Origin of the sequence: Acidovorax sp. NPDC077693 (genome assembly GCF_044542805.1) — a bacterium.
Taxonomy (GTDB): domain Bacteria; phylum Pseudomonadota; class Gammaproteobacteria; order Burkholderiales; family Burkholderiaceae_C; genus Acidovorax.
The window spans coordinates 43,333-59,139 of record NZ_JBITVD010000010.1 but is presented as its reverse complement, the minus strand read 5'-3'; the positions used below and the strand labels follow the sequence as shown (position 1 = coordinate 59,139).

Annotated in this window: 12 protein-coding genes; all 12 read right to left on the bottom strand. The window is 65.6% G+C overall.

Annotated elements, in window-relative coordinates:
- Positions 1-59: 59 nt before the first annotated feature.
- The 12 genes from tssG to tssJ all read right to left on the bottom strand — a co-directional run bounded on the left by tssG (position 60) and on the right by tssJ (position 15,804).
- The gene (gene tssG, locus ACIGHN_RS15390) at positions 60-1,163 is read right to left on the bottom strand and encodes a type VI secretion system baseplate subunit TssG (protein WP_396505058.1); all 1,104 of its coding nucleotides are present in this window, start codon (positions 1,161-1,163) and stop codon (positions 60-62) included.
- Positions 1,160-3,034, bottom strand: a complete 1,875-nt coding sequence (gene tssF / locus ACIGHN_RS15385) for a type VI secretion system baseplate subunit TssF (protein ID WP_056409710.1) — start codon at positions 3,032-3,034, stop codon at positions 1,160-1,162. The genes tssG and tssF overlap by 4 nt, the downstream gene beginning before the upstream one ends.
- Positions 3,035-3,050: 16 nt before the next feature.
- Complete coding sequence (tssE, locus tag ACIGHN_RS15380) at positions 3,051-3,578, bottom strand: type VI secretion system baseplate subunit TssE (RefSeq protein ID WP_056409707.1); 528 nt, start codon at positions 3,576-3,578, stop codon at positions 3,051-3,053.
- Positions 3,579-3,590: 12 nt separating this feature from the next.
- A complete protein-coding gene (locus ACIGHN_RS15375) occupies positions 3,591-4,376 on the bottom strand; it encodes a type VI secretion system accessory protein TagJ (RefSeq protein ID WP_056409704.1) in 786 nt (261 codons plus the stop codon).
- Positions 4,377-4,747: 371 nt separating this feature from the next.
- Complete coding sequence (tssC, locus tag ACIGHN_RS15370; protein WP_056409701.1) at positions 4,748-6,247, bottom strand: type VI secretion system contractile sheath large subunit; 1,500 nt, start codon at positions 6,245-6,247, stop codon at positions 4,748-4,750.
- A 26-nt stretch (positions 6,248-6,273) separates the two neighbouring features.
- Positions 6,274-6,822: a type VI secretion system contractile sheath small subunit gene (gene tssB / locus ACIGHN_RS15365; protein ID WP_056409698.1), complete on the bottom strand. Its 549-nt coding sequence runs from the start codon at positions 6,820-6,822 to the stop codon at positions 6,274-6,276.
- A gap of 305 nt (positions 6,823-7,127) precedes the next feature.
- Entirely contained in the window at positions 7,128-8,129 is a 1,002-nt protein-coding gene (gene tssA / locus ACIGHN_RS15360; protein WP_056409697.1) for a type VI secretion system protein TssA, read from the bottom strand.
- Between the two features lie 44 nt (positions 8,130-8,173).
- Positions 8,174-8,917, bottom strand: coding sequence for a type VI secretion system-associated protein TagF (gene tagF / locus ACIGHN_RS15355; RefSeq protein WP_396505057.1), 744 nt, complete (start codon positions 8,915-8,917; stop codon positions 8,174-8,176).
- Positions 8,899-12,531, bottom strand: a complete 3,633-nt coding sequence (tssM, locus tag ACIGHN_RS15350; protein ID WP_056411473.1) for a type VI secretion system membrane subunit TssM — start codon at positions 12,529-12,531, stop codon at positions 8,899-8,901. The genes tagF and tssM overlap by 19 nt, the downstream gene beginning before the upstream one ends.
- Positions 12,532-12,533: 2 nt before the next feature.
- Positions 12,534-13,790: a DotU family type VI secretion system protein gene (locus ACIGHN_RS15345; protein ID WP_326938662.1), complete on the bottom strand. Its 1,257-nt coding sequence runs from the start codon at positions 13,788-13,790 to the stop codon at positions 12,534-12,536.
- A 96-nt stretch (positions 13,791-13,886) separates the two neighbouring features.
- The gene (tssK, locus tag ACIGHN_RS15340; protein WP_396505056.1) at positions 13,887-15,221 is read right to left on the bottom strand and encodes a type VI secretion system baseplate subunit TssK; all 1,335 of its coding nucleotides are present in this window, start codon (positions 15,219-15,221) and stop codon (positions 13,887-13,889) included.
- A 4-nt stretch (positions 15,222-15,225) separates the two neighbouring features.
- Entirely contained in the window at positions 15,226-15,804 is a 579-nt protein-coding gene (gene tssJ / locus ACIGHN_RS15335; RefSeq protein WP_235503833.1) for a type VI secretion system lipoprotein TssJ, read from the bottom strand.
- Between the last annotated feature and the right edge of the window lie 3 nt (positions 15,805-15,807).

Below are 15,807 nucleotides of genomic sequence, written 5' to 3'. Positions count from 1 at the left end.
GCGGTGTGTTGAAGAGAAAGTACGGTTGAAGCTGGAAGGCTGGACGAGGAGGTGCCCGGCTATGCGGGCCGCGGCGTGGCGGCCTGGGCCCTGACCGGGCGGCCGCGCGACTGCAGCCAGCTTTCCGGGTCGATGCGGAAGTCGTCCGCGTCGCGGGGCGCGGGGCCGTCCAGCATCCAGCTGGTCCAGCCCAGGCGGGTTGCGCCGCCCAGGCGCGTGCCGGGGACTTCCTCGCGCTGCAGCACCAGCTCGAAGTCCCAGGCGTACTCGATGCCCAGGTAGCTGCGCACCCAGTCCACGAGGGCGTTGAAATCGGGTTGGCCGGGCAGGAAGCGTTCGTACTGCGCGAGTGTCATGGAACCGATGCGCAGGCGGAACTTGCTCTGCGCGTCCGGCACCCGCGATCCCACCACGGTGTCGACGCCGAGCTGCGAGTTGCACGGATGCCGCGACAGGCGGGTCTGCTGGGATGGCTCGAGTTCCAGGAAGTGCAGGCAGTACTCCTGCAGGACCACCGGCACCCCGAAGTAGCTCCCGATGGCGCGCTGCAGTCCCTCGGGGTTGCGCGTGGTGCGCGTGAGGTGCCCGGCCATGTGCAGCTTGGCATGGTCCTCGACGGCATCGCGCTGGCGTGCCGTCGGTTCGCCGATGCCGACGATGCTGGCCAGATGGCGCCCGAACATGCCGTCGCCTGGGCGGTCCAGCGACACGGTGGGCTGCGCGTCGGCCCAGGCCCGGAAGAACAGCAGCAGCAGCCGGTGGTGAAAGATGTCGGAAAACCGCGCGAGCGTCGGGTCGTCGAACTGGCGCTGCCGTTCGCGGACGTATTCCGTCAGGTGGGTCGGCATGGGACCGTTGGGTCCGTACAGGCCGAAGTTCCAGACGGTCAGTCGCTCCGGCTGGCCCGCCACCGGCGGCAGCAGCTCGGCGATGGTGGCCGGCGCGAAGGCGAGCGAGGGGTCCTGCCCCAGGCGGATGGGCTCGGCCTGCGGGCGCGCGGCGCGGCCCAGGGGCGGCAGGTCGGGGTTGCGGGCCTGCAGCCACCGCAGCGTGAAGAACAGGTCGAAGGCATGGGGGTCGCGGCGCAGCCGCTGCCACAGGTCTGCCGTTTCGCTGTGCCGCCGCGCGGCGCGGGGCTGGGGGGACGTGGCGGCGCCGCTCATGTGTTGGGTCTCTGTCCGGGGCGGACTTCCCACTTGGCCACCGGCCCGCGCTGCCGTGAATGCAAGGACAGTTCGGTGAAGCTGTTGACGCCCACGTGGCGGGCGAAGAAGCGCTCGAGCACGCACGCCAGGGGCCAGGCGCTCACGCCGGCGAACGAGGACTCATCCACCGTCAGCGTCACGCCCACCCCGCGGCCGTAGACGAGCTGCCGGTGCTGTGCGAGGCGCCGGGTGATGGGCCGGATGCTGACCTCCTTGAGCCCCGCGACCTGGCCCGCCAGCGCGTGGTTGCCCAGCGCGAGGTAGAGGTTCATCAACTCGCGCAAAGTGGCGGCGCCTTCCTGGTCGGACAGGTCGGTCATGGCCAGGTAGTTCAGCGACAGGTGGGAGATCAATCGCCAGGTGATCTCGTTCTCCGCCACGCTGCCCATCGGGCGCGAGGGCCCGGCGATGGTGCGGATGGCTCCGATGGGCGCGGAGTCGAGCGTGATGAAGTCCCCCTCGGGCTGGTTGGTGGGCATCAGCAGGGGCAGGTCGCGGTTGGTGCAGAGCGTGCGCACGGACAGCTGCTTGAGGTCGTCCGAGAACGGCGCGGCGCGCTGGTCCACCAGGGACAGGAACACTTCGCTGCCCAGGTACTGGGTGCGCGGGCCAAAGCGCACCGCGTGCTCCGAGAACAGGCGGGGCTCGCGCCGCATGGCGAAGTACGCCTGGTCGTCCGAGCGGATGCCGTGCACCGATGCGTACAGCGGAACGAAATCGCGGTCGTTCACCTGGCCTTCCTGGTGGCCGGTCACGCTGAGCACGCTGTAGACCTCGAAATCGCGCGGACGGGTGCGCTCCATCACCACGTGGTATTCGTTCATGTCCGCGGACACGTGGATCCGGTCTGCCATGCGCTCGAACAGGTTGATGGCGGGCGTGCAATGCAGCAGGAAGTTCTGCCGATCCACCACGGGCTCCAGCTCCGGGCTGGCCTTGCGCAGCAGCAGCGTCATGGCCAGGCGCCTTGCCGGAACCTGCCGCAGAGAGGCGGACAGGCCCTGGATCGAGAAGAACCGGAAGCGCGGCGGAAACGCGAAATACTCGTGCAGCAGCCGGTGCCCCTGGAACGCCCTGTGCGAGTAGGGCAGCAGCGCCTGGCGCTGTTCGTAGCCCTCGGCCTGCAGCGCCTGCGCCGGCAGGTATCCGTACACGCGGGTGGGGTCCTGCACATCGTGCAGCACGATGCCAAGGAGCGACTCGTGCAGCACCTCCTGCAGGTGCGAGGCCACGGCGTCCGTCGCGTGGATGTAGAAGTCCAGCCGGTCCATCGGCAGGTGCGCGAAGTCGGTGGCGCCCTGGGTCTCGAGTTCGAGGCGCAGATGCCCTGCGGGCTCATGCGGCAGTCCGAAGCGTGCCAGCGGCAGGTCCAGCGGCGGCCCGCCCAGTGCGGCCCGCGCGAGCGACACCGGCCACAGCGTGACGTCGTGCCCGGTGCGGAAGTCGCACGGCGTCTGATCGTCCGTGGTCTTGCGGGACCGCAGCATGCTGCCTGCCGGCAGGCAGTAGCCGTCCGCGACGTTGCCCTCGGTGTCGCTGGGCGACATCTGGACGACGACCATCGCAGGGGTGGGTGCCAGGTAGTGCGGGCACACCATCTCGAGGATGCGCTGCGACAGCCGCGGAAACTCCGCGTCCATCTTCATCTGCACCCGTGCCGTCAGGAAGCTGAAGCCCTCCAGCAGGCGCTCGACATACGGGTCGGCAACGTCCAGGTCGCGCAGGGCCAGGCGGCTGGCCACCTTGGGAAACGCCGCGGCAAACTCGGCCCCGAGCTCACGCAGGTAGGCCAGTTCGCGGTTGTAGTACTCCACCAGGCGCGGATTCATCGGTGCTCTCTCACGGTCAGCTTCTCAGGTCCGAGACCACGACCTGCCCGGTTTCCAGGTCCAGGCTGGTCTTGAGCAACAGCTCCAGCGGGTAGGGCATCGACCAGAACTGGCAACGGATCTCGAACTGCAATGTGTTGTGATGGTTCAATGAGTCGAACGATGGGAGCAGCGTCACCGTCAACGAATCCGGCAGGACGCGGGGCTCGAACGCAAGGATGGCGCGGCTCACGCTGGCCTCGACATCCTTCCAGTCCAGATCGGACAGGAGCTTGCCCGCCAGTGGCGCCATGCCGTAGTTCAGCGTGGACCGCTCCGCATGCGGCAGGCCGTCGAAGTCGATGTGCCCCGATGCATTGCTCGCGTTCAGCAGCCACCCGAGATCGCGCAACAGCGCGGTCCGCAGGCGTGACTCGGTGACGTACACCGCTTCGGCCTGCTCCGTTCTCTTGGTGGGTTCGTGGTCGGTCAGCCGGTCCAGCAGCGCCGGCTGCAAGCGGTCCTTCTCGGTCCCGAACCCGCTCAGTCGCCTGCTGGGCAGCATGGTGGGTCCGCGTCAGGCGTTGAAGGCGATGGTGCGCACGTCCAGCAGTGCATGGTCGCCCTGGTCGGAGATCAGCACCCGCTGTCCCCGGCCTGCGACATGCTCGCCGCCGATGTCCGCCCATTCGGTGCGCCGCGCCAGGCGCAGGCTGTCGTCGTCGCCGGCCTGGGTGGGATAGCGCGCAGGGACCAGACCCTGCAGCGTGCTCTCGTTGACCAGCGTGATTTCGGCGGGTTGCCAGACCAGGTCGCGCAGGTCCTGGGGCTTTTCGAATGCCAGGCTGCGCACTGCGGAGTAAGGCACCCAGTAGTAGCAGCCGTTGGCGTGAAGCTCCAGCACCGGCCCGAGCCGCGAGTCGGAGTCGCACAGCCATTCGAACGGCTCGCCATTGATCTCGCCGGGGCATGCAGGGGCCATGTCCAGGGCCTGGGTGCGCAGGTTCAACGCAGCGTCCTGGGACCCTTCCGACTGGGCTTTCAACGCGTCCACCATGTAGCTCATCCAGGCCGGTGGCTCGCCCAGGATGTAGGGCGTGCGGCGCCCTGCAAACACTTCGGCGCGCAGGAGCTCGCACCGCATGGCTTCCCGGTAGGCATGGGCCATGGGAATGGCCTTGGGATCCAGCTGTCCGCACACCTGCAGCTGTGCCAGCGCCTTGTCCCAATCGCCAAGGACTGCCAGCAGCTGGAAGTAGAACGTGCGCAGGGATGCCTTGGCAGGCTCCGCGCGGATCGCATCCTTGACGCTGCTCAGTTGAAGGTCGAGGGGGCTTTGGGAGTCAAAAAGGGCAGCAGTCACGTTGAAAGCTCATGGAGGTCTGTGGCGCCGAGGCGTCCACGGTGGTTGTACGAACTGTCGGGTCCGGGCAAGCCCCGGCAGAACCGGCGGTGTCCAGCGCGCTTGCCTTCGGTTGCAACCCTGCTCCCTGGCCGGTGCTTGTGCGGCACCCGATGTCCGTGCGTTGCAGGCGATGTCCAGGGCCTCTGCGTTGTCTGCGCTGGCCCTGGTCCAGCACCTGTGCGCAATGCCCGGGCGTCGCAGTCCATGCCGGACGCCGGGAGGCTACGCAGGCTGCCTTTCGGTGCCACAGCACCCAGGACAGCGCGCGTTGCGCCGGTCGTTGCAAGGCTGCAAGGCAGCCCCGCACCGACCGCAGGCACACAGGGGGATCAGTTGCCCGCTTCCTTGACGGATGGCAGCTTGGACACGAGGCGCAAGGAGACGGTCAGGCCTTCGAGCTGGTAGTGCGGGCGCAGGAAGAACTTGGAGGTGTAGTACCCCGGGTTGCCTTCCACCTCGTTCACTTCGACTTCGGCAGCGGCCAGGGGCTTGCGTGCCTTGGTTTCCTGCGACGAGTTCGATGGGTCTCCATCGACGTAGTTCATGATCCAGTCGTTCAGCCAGCGCTCCATGTCGCTGCGCTCCTTGAACGAGCCGATCTTGTCGCGCACGATGCACTTGAGGTAGTGGGCGAAACGGCAGCAGGCGAACATGTAGGGCAGGCGTGCCGACAGGTTGGCATTGGCCGTGGCGTCTGCATCGTAGTACTCGGCAGGCTTGTTGAGCGACTGGGCGCCAATGAAGGCGGCCACGTCCGAGTTCTTGCGGTGCACCAGCGGCATGAAGCCGTTCTTGGCCAGCTCTGCCTCGCGGCGGTCGCTGATGGCGATTTCGGTGGGGCACTTCATGTCCACGCCGCCGTCGTCGGTCGGGAAGGTGTGCGCGGGCAGGTTTTCCACCGCGCCGCCGGATTCGACACCGCGGATGGACGTGCACCAGCCGTAGTACTTGAACGAGCGGTTGATGTTCACCGCCATGGCGTACGCCGAATTGGCCCAGCAGTACTTGCTGTGGTTGCCGCTGGCGGTTTCTTCTTCGAAGTCGAACTCGTCCACCGGGTTGGTCTTGGCACCGTAGGGCAGGCGCGCCAGGAAGCGTGGCATGGCCAGACCGATGTACTTGGAGTCGTCCGACTCGCGCAGGCTGCGCCAGGCGGCGTACTCGGTGTTGGTGAAGATCTTGGTCAGGTCGCGGGGATTGGCCAGTTCTTGCCACGAATCCATCTGCATCAGCGCGGGGGACGCGCCGGAAATGAACGGGCAGTGGGCCGCCGCAGCCACCTTGGCCATTTCACCCAGCAGTTCCACGTCGGGCGGGCTGTGGTCGAAGTGGTAGTCGCCCACCAGGCAGCCGAAAGGCTCGCCGCCGAACTGGCCGTACTCTTCTTCGTAGACCTTCTTGAAGATGGGGCTCTGGTCCCAGCCGACGCCCTTGTAGCGGCGCATGTTGCGGTGCAGTTCCTTCTTGGAGATGTTCATGACGCGAATCTTGAGCATCTCGTCCACTTCGGTGTTGGTCACCAGATGCTGCAGGCCGCGCCAGGCGCCTTCCAGCTTCTGGAACTCCGCATGGTGGATGACCAGGTTGACCTGCTCGGACAGCTTGCGGTCGATCTCCGCGATGATGGCCTGCACCGTCTGGTACGCATCGTTGGAGATGGTGGTGACCGAAGCGAGCGCCTGCTGCGCCAGGGTCTGCACGGCGGCTTCCACCGCGTCGCGTGCCTGGTCGGTCTTGGGCTTGAACTCCTTGTTCAGCAATGCCGCGAAGTCGTGGCCTTCCAACGACTGGGCGGTGGATGATTCGGTGGTGGCTGCTACTGCACTCATGGGTAATCTCCGTTCGCTGTGGCGCCTCAGGCGGCGTCGTTTTGAACTGGGCCCTGGGCGGGCTCAGTGGCGGGTTTGGCACTGGCAGCCAGTGACTTGAGCAGTGCGGGGTCCTGCAGCACCTTGCGGATGAGTTCTTCGGCGCCTTGCTTGCCATCCATGTAGGAAAGCAGGTTGTGCAGCTGGGTGCGTGCTTCCAGCAGGGTGTTGAGCGGGCCGATGTTGCGGGCGACCGCCGCCGGCGAGAAGTCGTCCATGCTCTCAAAGGTCAGGTCCACGCTCAGGTAGCCTTCGCCGGTGAGCGTGTTGGGCACCAGGAACGACGCGCGGGGCTTGATGGACTTCATGCGGGCATCGAAGTTGTCGATGTCGATGTCCAGGAACTTGCGGTCAGCGATCTCGGGCAGGTTCTCCAGCGGCTTGCCGGAGAGGTCGGCCATCACGCCCATCACGAACGGGATATGCACCTTCTTTTCCGAACCGTAGATTTCCACGTCGTACTCGATCTGCACACGCGGCGCGCGGTTTCTGGCGATGAACTTCTGTCCGCTTTTTCCCACTTTGGTGATTGACATGCTTACCTCTCTCAAGTTGGCTGGCCGATAAACCCGTGGCCAGCGCTACGACGGCCATTTGGTTCAAATGCTTACAAAGTTGTGTGAATTCGCTACGGTTTGTGGTCGCCGCAACGAATCGTTCCTGGGTGCCATGCTCCGACCACCGCGTCCGGAGCATGAACAAATGACACCTGCTGCGCAGAATCTCTCTTCGGCGGCGGAACAAAGCACGATTCCATGCCTGTTTTGCGCGCCCAAAAGCTATGTCACTTCGGTGCTCCAGTATCCAATCTGCCTATGAAGTGACTGTTACAGTTCGTTCTTCAGGAGGGGTGGTCGGGCTGCACCCCGGTGATCACTTCGATCTGCTGAAGACTCTGGGGTGCGAGCTCGCGCAGGATGTCGATGAAGCTCATGCCCATCAGCTTCGCGGACCGGCGAATGAGGAGGGAGGCCGGATTGGTGGGTTCCGTGGATTCGAGGAACTCGGCGATCTTGACCAGCTGCTTGATGGCGTCGTCCCGGGTCCTGATTTCCAGTCCTGCGGCCGGCGGTTGGATGGTGACCGTCGCCGCATCGGGGGCCTGGCCCGCAGCCGCGGCTTCGGCGACCTTCTCTCCTTTGGGCAGCAGCGCATTGAGCAGCGACACCAGGGACTGGATGTTTCCGAGGTCGGGCTGCTGGTGGTGGGGCAGCTTGTCGGCGCAGATCCGGGTGAGCTTTTCCAGGCCTTCCTTCGCCCGGGGCACTGCCAGCAGCAGCGGGTAGCCTTGCTCCAGTGCGCTGCCCATGCCCAGCCGCAGCTGCTCGACGGTGAGCTGGGCGTTCGACTCCGCACGCTGGCCGCGCGCCAGCGCCTCCGCGTCGCGCACCGTGAAACTGCCGAAGTTGGAGGCCAGGAACTCGGTTTGCCTCAGTTCCCGCAGCAAGCCGGTCACATCATTGAGCATGGCGACGGCATTCATCCGCATGAAATAGTCGTCGTCTTCCGGCAGTGGATGGATGAGATCCCAGTAGTTCTCGAGCAGGGCGCTCATGAGGCTCAGCCCGCGTGCCAGCCCCACGAATCCCTCCGTATTGGTCCACGATCTGCACAGCAGGCCGGCGATGCGCATGTCCTTGCTTTGCCGCAGCAGTTGCAGGGCGCTGTTCTCCACCGCCTGCCAGTCAGGGTCCTCCGCCGGGATGATGGTGTCGCCGTACTGCTGTTCGATCTTTCCGCGCGCCAGTTGCTCCAGCGCCAGAAACTCCGCCGCGTAGGTCATTTCAGGGCCGCAGGGAGGGCTGGACGGAGCTTCGCTCAGGAGTTCGTCGATGTCGGTCATGGTGGATTCTTGTGGGAATGGCGAGCCGCTGATCGGCGGGCGGGTCAGGTTCTGGCGAACAGTTGCGTGAAGAGCCACCGGTCGCAAGCGCCTTCGTGCAGCAGTTCCTGGTAGCCCACGCGGATGGTGGGAGAGACCCACCAGAGACTTTGCTCCCGAAGATTCGCGGCGCGCATTCTCCAGTCTCCCGCAGGGAGCAGAACGTTTTCAGCCTGCTGCTCGTTCGCCACGGATTGGTGGGCGCGAGAGGCTTCGCTCAGGTCCGACAGGATGTCGTGGATGAGCGAGGGTTCGCGTTCCATGGCCGGGCCGGCCTCAAACGGGCTGGGCAGCTGGTTGACGCGCCTGTCCAGTTCGTCGACCGACAGCGTTCGGCGCCGGGCGTCCACAATGGCCGCACGGGCGCCGGCCAGGAAGGCCTTGACCGCTGCATCGTCTGCCAATGCGCAGCCGGCCCGGGGCGCAGTGGCCATCACGGTGAGCGGGTAGTAGCGGCCCACACGGTCCATGCTCGGGGCCAGGGCCCCGATCACCGGCGAGCCCGACGCGGCGACACGGGCGATGAAAAACCACAGGGGCGCATTCACGAAGGTGTCCGGCCAGCCGGTGTCGTCCGTGCGGCGCAGCTCGTCCATGCCCGCGCGAAGCCAGCTGTCCCACTCGGTGGTGAGCGCGTGCGACATGCGGCGGCCCGCGAAGTCGCCGAGGCTCGGCAGCTTTCCGTACCAGGCGACGGACGACTGCGCCTGCATGCCGCGGACCTCCATGCCTACAGGTTGCTCGGACATTCGAACTCTTCCATCGCCTTGAGCCGGAAAGGGTTGAAGACGCTGCTGGTCGTGACCTCGAACCGGACCCTGCGACCGTCCACATTGAAGACGGCCGTGAACTTCTCCGGCGCATTGCCCGGAAGGATCTGTGCCCGGTCGAACAGCCTGTGCAGCGCCCAGGGGCCTTCCGTGACCAGTCCCGAGTTTTCGCCGGTAGCGCTGGTGATCTGGAGCCTCACCTGGCCCGTGCCCCGCGTTCCAGGCCAGTTCATCGACTTGGGAATTTGCGGGCCGTGTTGGTAGCGGAGCACATCGCCGTCCACATCCAGCACCATCTGGGAAATGTTCGCGTCCATCTCGATGGGCTTGATGTCCAGGCGGATGCCCGGCGCCTTGCCGCCCGCGCGGAAGTAGACGTCGCGGATCGTCGCAGCCTTCTGGAACGATGCGAGCGATGCGGATCCCCCCACCGGCGTTCCGTCCACCCCTTGCTTGAAGGTCCAGGTGTTGGCTGAAATATCGACCATGGGCTGCAGGTTGCTGCGGAAGAACTCGTCCATCACGCCACCGACTGCGAACAGCTTGGCGAAGTCGTCCGCGGTGACGTCGCGCCCCGCACTGCGGGTGAACGGATACCTGCCGAGGATCGCGCGGCGGCAGAAGTCGCCGATGGTGGCATTCAGGTTGCCGCCGATGGTGCTGCGAACGTCGCGTCCCACCATGGTGGATGTCGCTTCGGCCAGGTCCGTGTACATGAGGTTCAGCGGCGGAGGCAGGCGTTTGGCTTCGGCGCGCACCCGCTCCAGTGTCGAGGACAGCGTCGGCGGAATCGTGCCGCCGGATTTCACCTGCTGCCGCGCGGATGCAATCACGGCCGAGGCTTCGTTCAGCACCTGCAGGCTTTGCGTCAGGGGCGACGGACCCGATCCATTGCTGGTCGCCAGGCGCCGGTATTCGCGGAATCGGAAATCCACGATGTCTGCTTCGAGCGTTCCGCTGGGCGTGAGACCGCCCACGTTGACCTGTTTGCCGGTCAGTCGGCTGAGCTGCCGCTGCTCTTCCCGGATGCGGTTGAGTTTTTCACCCAGCCAGCTGCTGGTGCTGGCACCGCTGTCGGCATCCGCATCGGGGCGGCGCGCCAGCGTGGTCTCTTTGGCTACAGCGCGAATGAATTGCTCCAGGCTCGAATTGGCCGAGGAATACAGGCGCGCCTGTTCACCGGCCTGGTCGAGCGAACCGATGCGGGTGGGGCGGACATCGGCCAGGTAGTCCTCCCACAGCTTGGCGTACTCCATGAGGTACAGCCGTTTCACCTCGTTGGCCACCTGTCCCGTCAGCACTTCCTGGGTGGTGCTGCGTTTGCCGTCGGCTTGCCCCAGCACCCAGCCTTCCTCCTTGGACAGGAGGGTGGTCACCTTGGGAAGCTCGTGCAGGAAGACGCCGTGGTATCCGTCGTAGGTGAAGAGACCGGATATGCCCTGCGTGAGCGGCCTTCCGCTGCGGCGGCTGAACACCTGAGGTGCTTCGGGGCCACTGGCGCGCACGACGCTGAAGTCGGCGGGCAGGTTGTTGCCCGTCGTCAGCAGTTGCTTGAGCCGGCTGTAGGCCCGCTGGGCGGGCGACATCTGCGCCAGGCGCTGCCGGACTTCGGCCACCAGCGCCGTGTCGATCGGGGTGGGCGACAGCACGATGCGTTCGTCCATCAAGCGATCCAGATGGTGCGACAGCCTGTCACCGACACCCGCCTGCACCAGCTGGGGCGTCAGGCTCGCGTCCCATTCGTGGCGGATCCATGCCTTCACGGTGCGCGCGTCGAAGCGGTCGGCGTCGTGGATCATGAGGTAGGCCTTCAGCGCCTCGTAGCTGGCCTCGGGATTATTGGTCGAGGTCTGCTGCAGCGAACGCCGCAGTTGCCGAACGATTCCAGGCAGCCATGCATCTTCCAGAAGCCGCAGGTAGGTCGTGTCGGCGGCGGTCTCCACCTTGGGTACCTGCAGCAGGCCCCAGCGCCAGCTCACGGGAGGGGAGCCCGTGTACCGCTCGCTAGCGGCCAGCGATTCCGCGTGGTCGAGCAAGGGCAGCAGCGCCACCAGGTTTTCCGGGTCGCCCGTCTTGGCCTCTTCCACGGCCTGGCGCAGGGTGGCGGCGCTCGCCTTGACCTCATCCAGGTAGGCCAGGTTGTTCTGGTTGCTGATGCTCCACGCCAAGGCCGCGCCGCTCAGTGCGAGTGCCAGGCCGATCAAGCCACCAGCCTGCAGCAACCTGAGTTGCCGCTCCTTCTTCGCGTTGCGCCCCGTCAGGCCCGCCTCGTTGAACATCACGCCCTTGAAGAGCGTCTCGATGAAGAAACTCTTGCCTTGCTGGCCCGCGCCGGGCTTGACTTGGCTGGCGATGGAGAAGCGCCGCTTGAGTGCCGACAGCACGCGGTCGAACGGCATGCCTTCCTGGGTGCCGCTGGTGAAGTACACGCCCCGAAACAGCGGCTTTTCCTTGAAGCGGGACGACGAGAACGCTTCCTGCAAGGTCTGGTTCACGACCTCCCGCAGGCCCACGAACTGCTGAGGCAGGGCGTAGATCAGCCCGCGGCGTGCAAGATCCGGCTCTGCCAGCAAACGCTGGGGCAGCAAGCGGTTGATCTGCGCCACCAGCGCATCGAACTCCGCCGTGAACTGCGCGGTCGGATCGGTCGACGGCGCGTTCTCCTGGTACTTCTGCGTGAATCCCCAGACCTGCGAGCGTTCGTCGCGGGTCATCTGGCCGAAGAACTCGTTGAAGCCTGCCAGCAGGTCGGCCTTGGTGATCAGGACGTAGACGGGGAACTTGATGGCGAGTTCGTCGCACAGCTCGCCCAGGCGCGTGCCGATGGTCTTGGCCAGCCGGGCGCGTTCCGCCTCCGTGCTGCTCAACAGCTCCTGCACGCTCAGGGTGACGATCACGCCATTGATGGGCTGCCGCCCCCGGAATCGCTTGAGCAACTGCAGGAAGCCGGACCATGCGGCCCTGTCCTGTACGGCATCGCTCTCTTGCGTGGTGTAGCGGCCCGCGGTGTCGAGCAGCACGGCCTGGTCGGTGAACCACCAGTCGCAGTTGCGCGTGCCGCCGACGCCCCGGATGGAGCCTTTGCCGAATTGCTCGGCCAGCGGAAAGTCCAGCCCGGAATTGACCAGCGCGGTGGTCTTGCCCGAACCTGGCGAGCCGATGATCAGGTACCACGGCAGCTGGTACACGTAGCGCTTGGTGAAGCGGCCGAAGAGCCCGCTTTCCGTCGCGCCGAACCGTGTCTTGGACAGGACTTCGACAGCTTCCTTGAACCGTCCCTCCAGCTCGACCACTTCTTCCTGGCCCGGCGTCAGCTGATCGGGGGCATCGCGGCCCGCGGTGAGCCGCGCAAGCTGCCCCATGAGCTTGTCGTTCATCCGCTTGGCGCGCCACCAGTGGAACAGGAGCTTGATGAACCAGATGGCAAACAGCGCGGCGATCAGCGCCCAGCGGACGCTCTCACTCTCCAGCGGTTGATAGGGCTTGATGTAGACAAGGGGACCGATGAACCAGATCACCAGGCTCAGCAGGACCAGGCCGATGAAGGCCAGGGTGTAACGGTTGAACAGCAGGGCTGCCATATTTCTCAGCATGCTCATTTCCTGATGCCTTCGGTGCGGGGGGCATTGCCGCTGAGCTGCAATTCGTTGTCGCGCACCTGGGGCGCTACCAGCAGGACGATTTCCACGCGCCGGTTTCTCGCCTTGCCTTCACTGGTGGTGTTGGGCGCCACCGGGTCCGCTTCTCCGCGGCCCTCTGCGTGCACGCGCTGGCCGTCGCGCACCGTGCGCAGCAGCATGTCGGACACCGACTTGGCGCGGTCCTGGGACAGGTGCCAGTTGGACGGGTAGCGGGCCGTGCGGATGGGCGAGTTGTCGGTGTAGCCATTGACCACCACCTTCCCGGGCACTTCGTTCAGCGCGGTCGCGATGCGCTCGATCACCTGGACGTAGCGGGGCTTGACCACATTGGAGCCGAGGTCGAAAAGCCCGTCGCCCCGAAGAATGATGGTGCTGCGGTCCGCCTGGTCGATGACCTCGACGAGGCCTTCCCGGATTTCGGGTTCGAGGAACTGGCGCAGCCGGGGCTTGTCCACGGTGGCCACCGCCGCGATGGCCTTGGGGAACCGGATGGCGTTGATGGTGGCAAACAGGTCGTCCGACTGTGCGGCAAGCCGGTAGCTGAACCACAGGAAGAGGGCGAAGGCCAGCAGCAGGGCCAGGGCAGTTGCCACCCACAGCGGCACCATGGTCCAGGGGGGCGCCGCTTTGCGCTCTTCGCCTTTCCAGTGGATAGACAGCGCGCCACTGCGGTCGCCGCGCGTGCTTTCGATCAGTGCAAGCAGGCGCGCCTTGAGTGTCTCCAGCTGGCTGCGGCCGTTCTCGATCACCCGGTAGCGGCCTTCAAAGCCGAGCATCAGGCAAAAGTACATCAGCTCGATGAGGTCGATGTGCTGGTGGGGTGTCTGCACCAGCTTGGCCAGCAGCTGGAAGAACTTCTCACCACCCCACGTTTCGTTGTGCAGCGCCACGAGCAGGCTGAACTTGGGCCAGACGCCCGAGCCACCCCAGGGGGTTTGCGCAGCGGCTTCGTCCACCACCGTGCACAGGCAGTACCTGGCGCCGATCACCGTTTCTATCGGAACCCCGGCCACGCCGGCACTGCGCTCGAACTCGCGGATGTTCGTGAGCAGCAGGCGCTGAAAACCTTCAGGGTCTGCGTTGGAGGCCATCGCCCGAATCTGCGGAATCAGATTGAGCAGCACGTTGGCCGACGCGACCAGCGGGTTGCCACCGCTCACCACATCGGGCAGGCTGGTGCGGGGCGCGGCGTTGGCGGAAGGCGCGGGCATGGACGTGTCCAGCAGGCCTGGATCGACCGGCGCGGTGTGGTCGCTGGCGCTGAAGGCGAAGACGTTGTCCGTCATTTGCATCGTCATGGGTTGTTGTTATCTGCGGATGGCCCAGAACTCCAGCTGGAGCTCCGGGAACTCGCCAGAGACATGCATGGCCAGGCCGCCGGAGCTGTTCAACTGGCGCCATAGGTCGTGGGTGGTGTCGACCTCGAAATACGAATACCCGGCGTGGTAGGGGATCTCGCGCGGTGCGACGGACAGCGACCGCAGGACGACGCCCGGAAGGTGCAGGTTGACGAGGTCCCGGATCTTCTCGACCGGGCCCAGTTTGGTCTGGGTCGGAAAGTGGGTGCGCAGGAACTCCACCGTGGTCTGCGCATGCACAGCGAGCACGAAGTCGCACGTGGTGAGCAGCTCGGTGGACGGGATGAGCGCCACGCGCACGCCGTACTGCCGCTCTTGCAGTTCGATCTGGATCGCGTTTTGTTCCAGCACCGAAGACAAGCCGCGCCGCAGCTCCAGCATCAGCGGTGGAAAGCAGCTGCGCAGGTCGTCGTGGTCGTAGGCCGGCAAGGGCGCGGGCCGCCGTTGCTCGCGGGTGAAGGTGGCCAGTTCTCCGGCCATCTTCAGAAGGTCATCGAAAAGCCGCTCGGGATGGATGGTGCGAACCCGCACCCAGTGCTCCACCGCGGGCTCCCAGCGGTTGATGAACTGCAGCATCAGGAAATCACCGACCTCGCCCACGCCGCCGCGGCCCGGCTGGATCAGCCGCTCTTCGAGCGCAGCGCCCCGTTGGCGCAGCAGTCCATGCAGCTCCCGGCAGAAGGCGAAAAGCGGCGAGGTCTCGGAGTTGTTCACCACCGTGGGGATGAAGGTCTTGTCCAGAAGTGCCGAGCCGTCGGACTTGCGCTCGACCACATGGGCGACGGGCAGGGAGACCCATCCGTCGGACAGGTCCTGCGATGCGCGCAGGCTGAAGCGGGCAATGCCCAGCTGCACTTCGGCGGGTTGCGCGCCGACGTCATTGACGTCGGCGACTTCCAGCACCTGCGCCTGATAGCGCGTCATCCCCAGGTCCCCTTCGCCCAGCGTGACTTCTGCGCCGCTGCGGCGGCGCATCGGCAGGGACAGGTGTACCAGGGTGTCCTTGGTGTCCTTGCCCACATCCAGCGGCGCAGGGGCATCGTCCACCTGCGGGATACGGAACGGTGTGCCGTCCGGCAGCACGCCGTGCGCCGATATCACGGCGATCTTTCCCAGTGCCAGCATCTGGGTGTCCAGCGTGAGTTCGGAGAATCCCCAGTAGAACGGCTGTGCGGGCAGTGCGCGCCCCTGCACCAGAAAATCGACGTACCGCTCTTGCTGCTGAAAGTGCTGGGGGCGCAGGAACATGCCCTCGGCCCACACCACCTTGCGTTGCCAAACCATGGTTCTACCTTGAAGTTATTTGATGCTGCACCCGAATGGCTTCCCGCGAAACCGTGACGAGGTAGTGAACGGGCTTGAGCCGCTCTGTTTCTCCCAGGCCCCACCAGCGGCGGCGCATTTCCACCGAGTTCGGTGCATCCACAGAGGCGCGCCACGTGCTGCGCTCCAGGTCTCTGTAGCTGGCAAAGAAGCCGAAGGCGCGCACATCGGGGTTTCCCTTGCGCTCGATGATGCGGCGCTCGCCCGGGGCGATCAGGATCTCCTCGCGCCGCACGAAATCCCCTCCGAGCTGGCTCTCGTCCTTGTCCAGCAGATCGAAGAAGCTGGAGCGCTCGAACGTCACCGGCGTACGCAGTTCATATATGCGCAGCAAGACCGGCTTGGGCATGCCGTCCACATCGGGGTTCAGGCTGCGCTCCGCGATGATCTCGATGATGGCGGGCGGCACGGCGGTGGGCGCTTCCGTCGGGCGATTGAGCGTGTTCACCACACCGCAGCCGGACAGCGAAACCCCCGCAAGCGAGACAAGAGGGGCTGTCTTCAGGATCGTGCGCCGTGAAATGGCGTTTTGGGTCATGCGCATGGC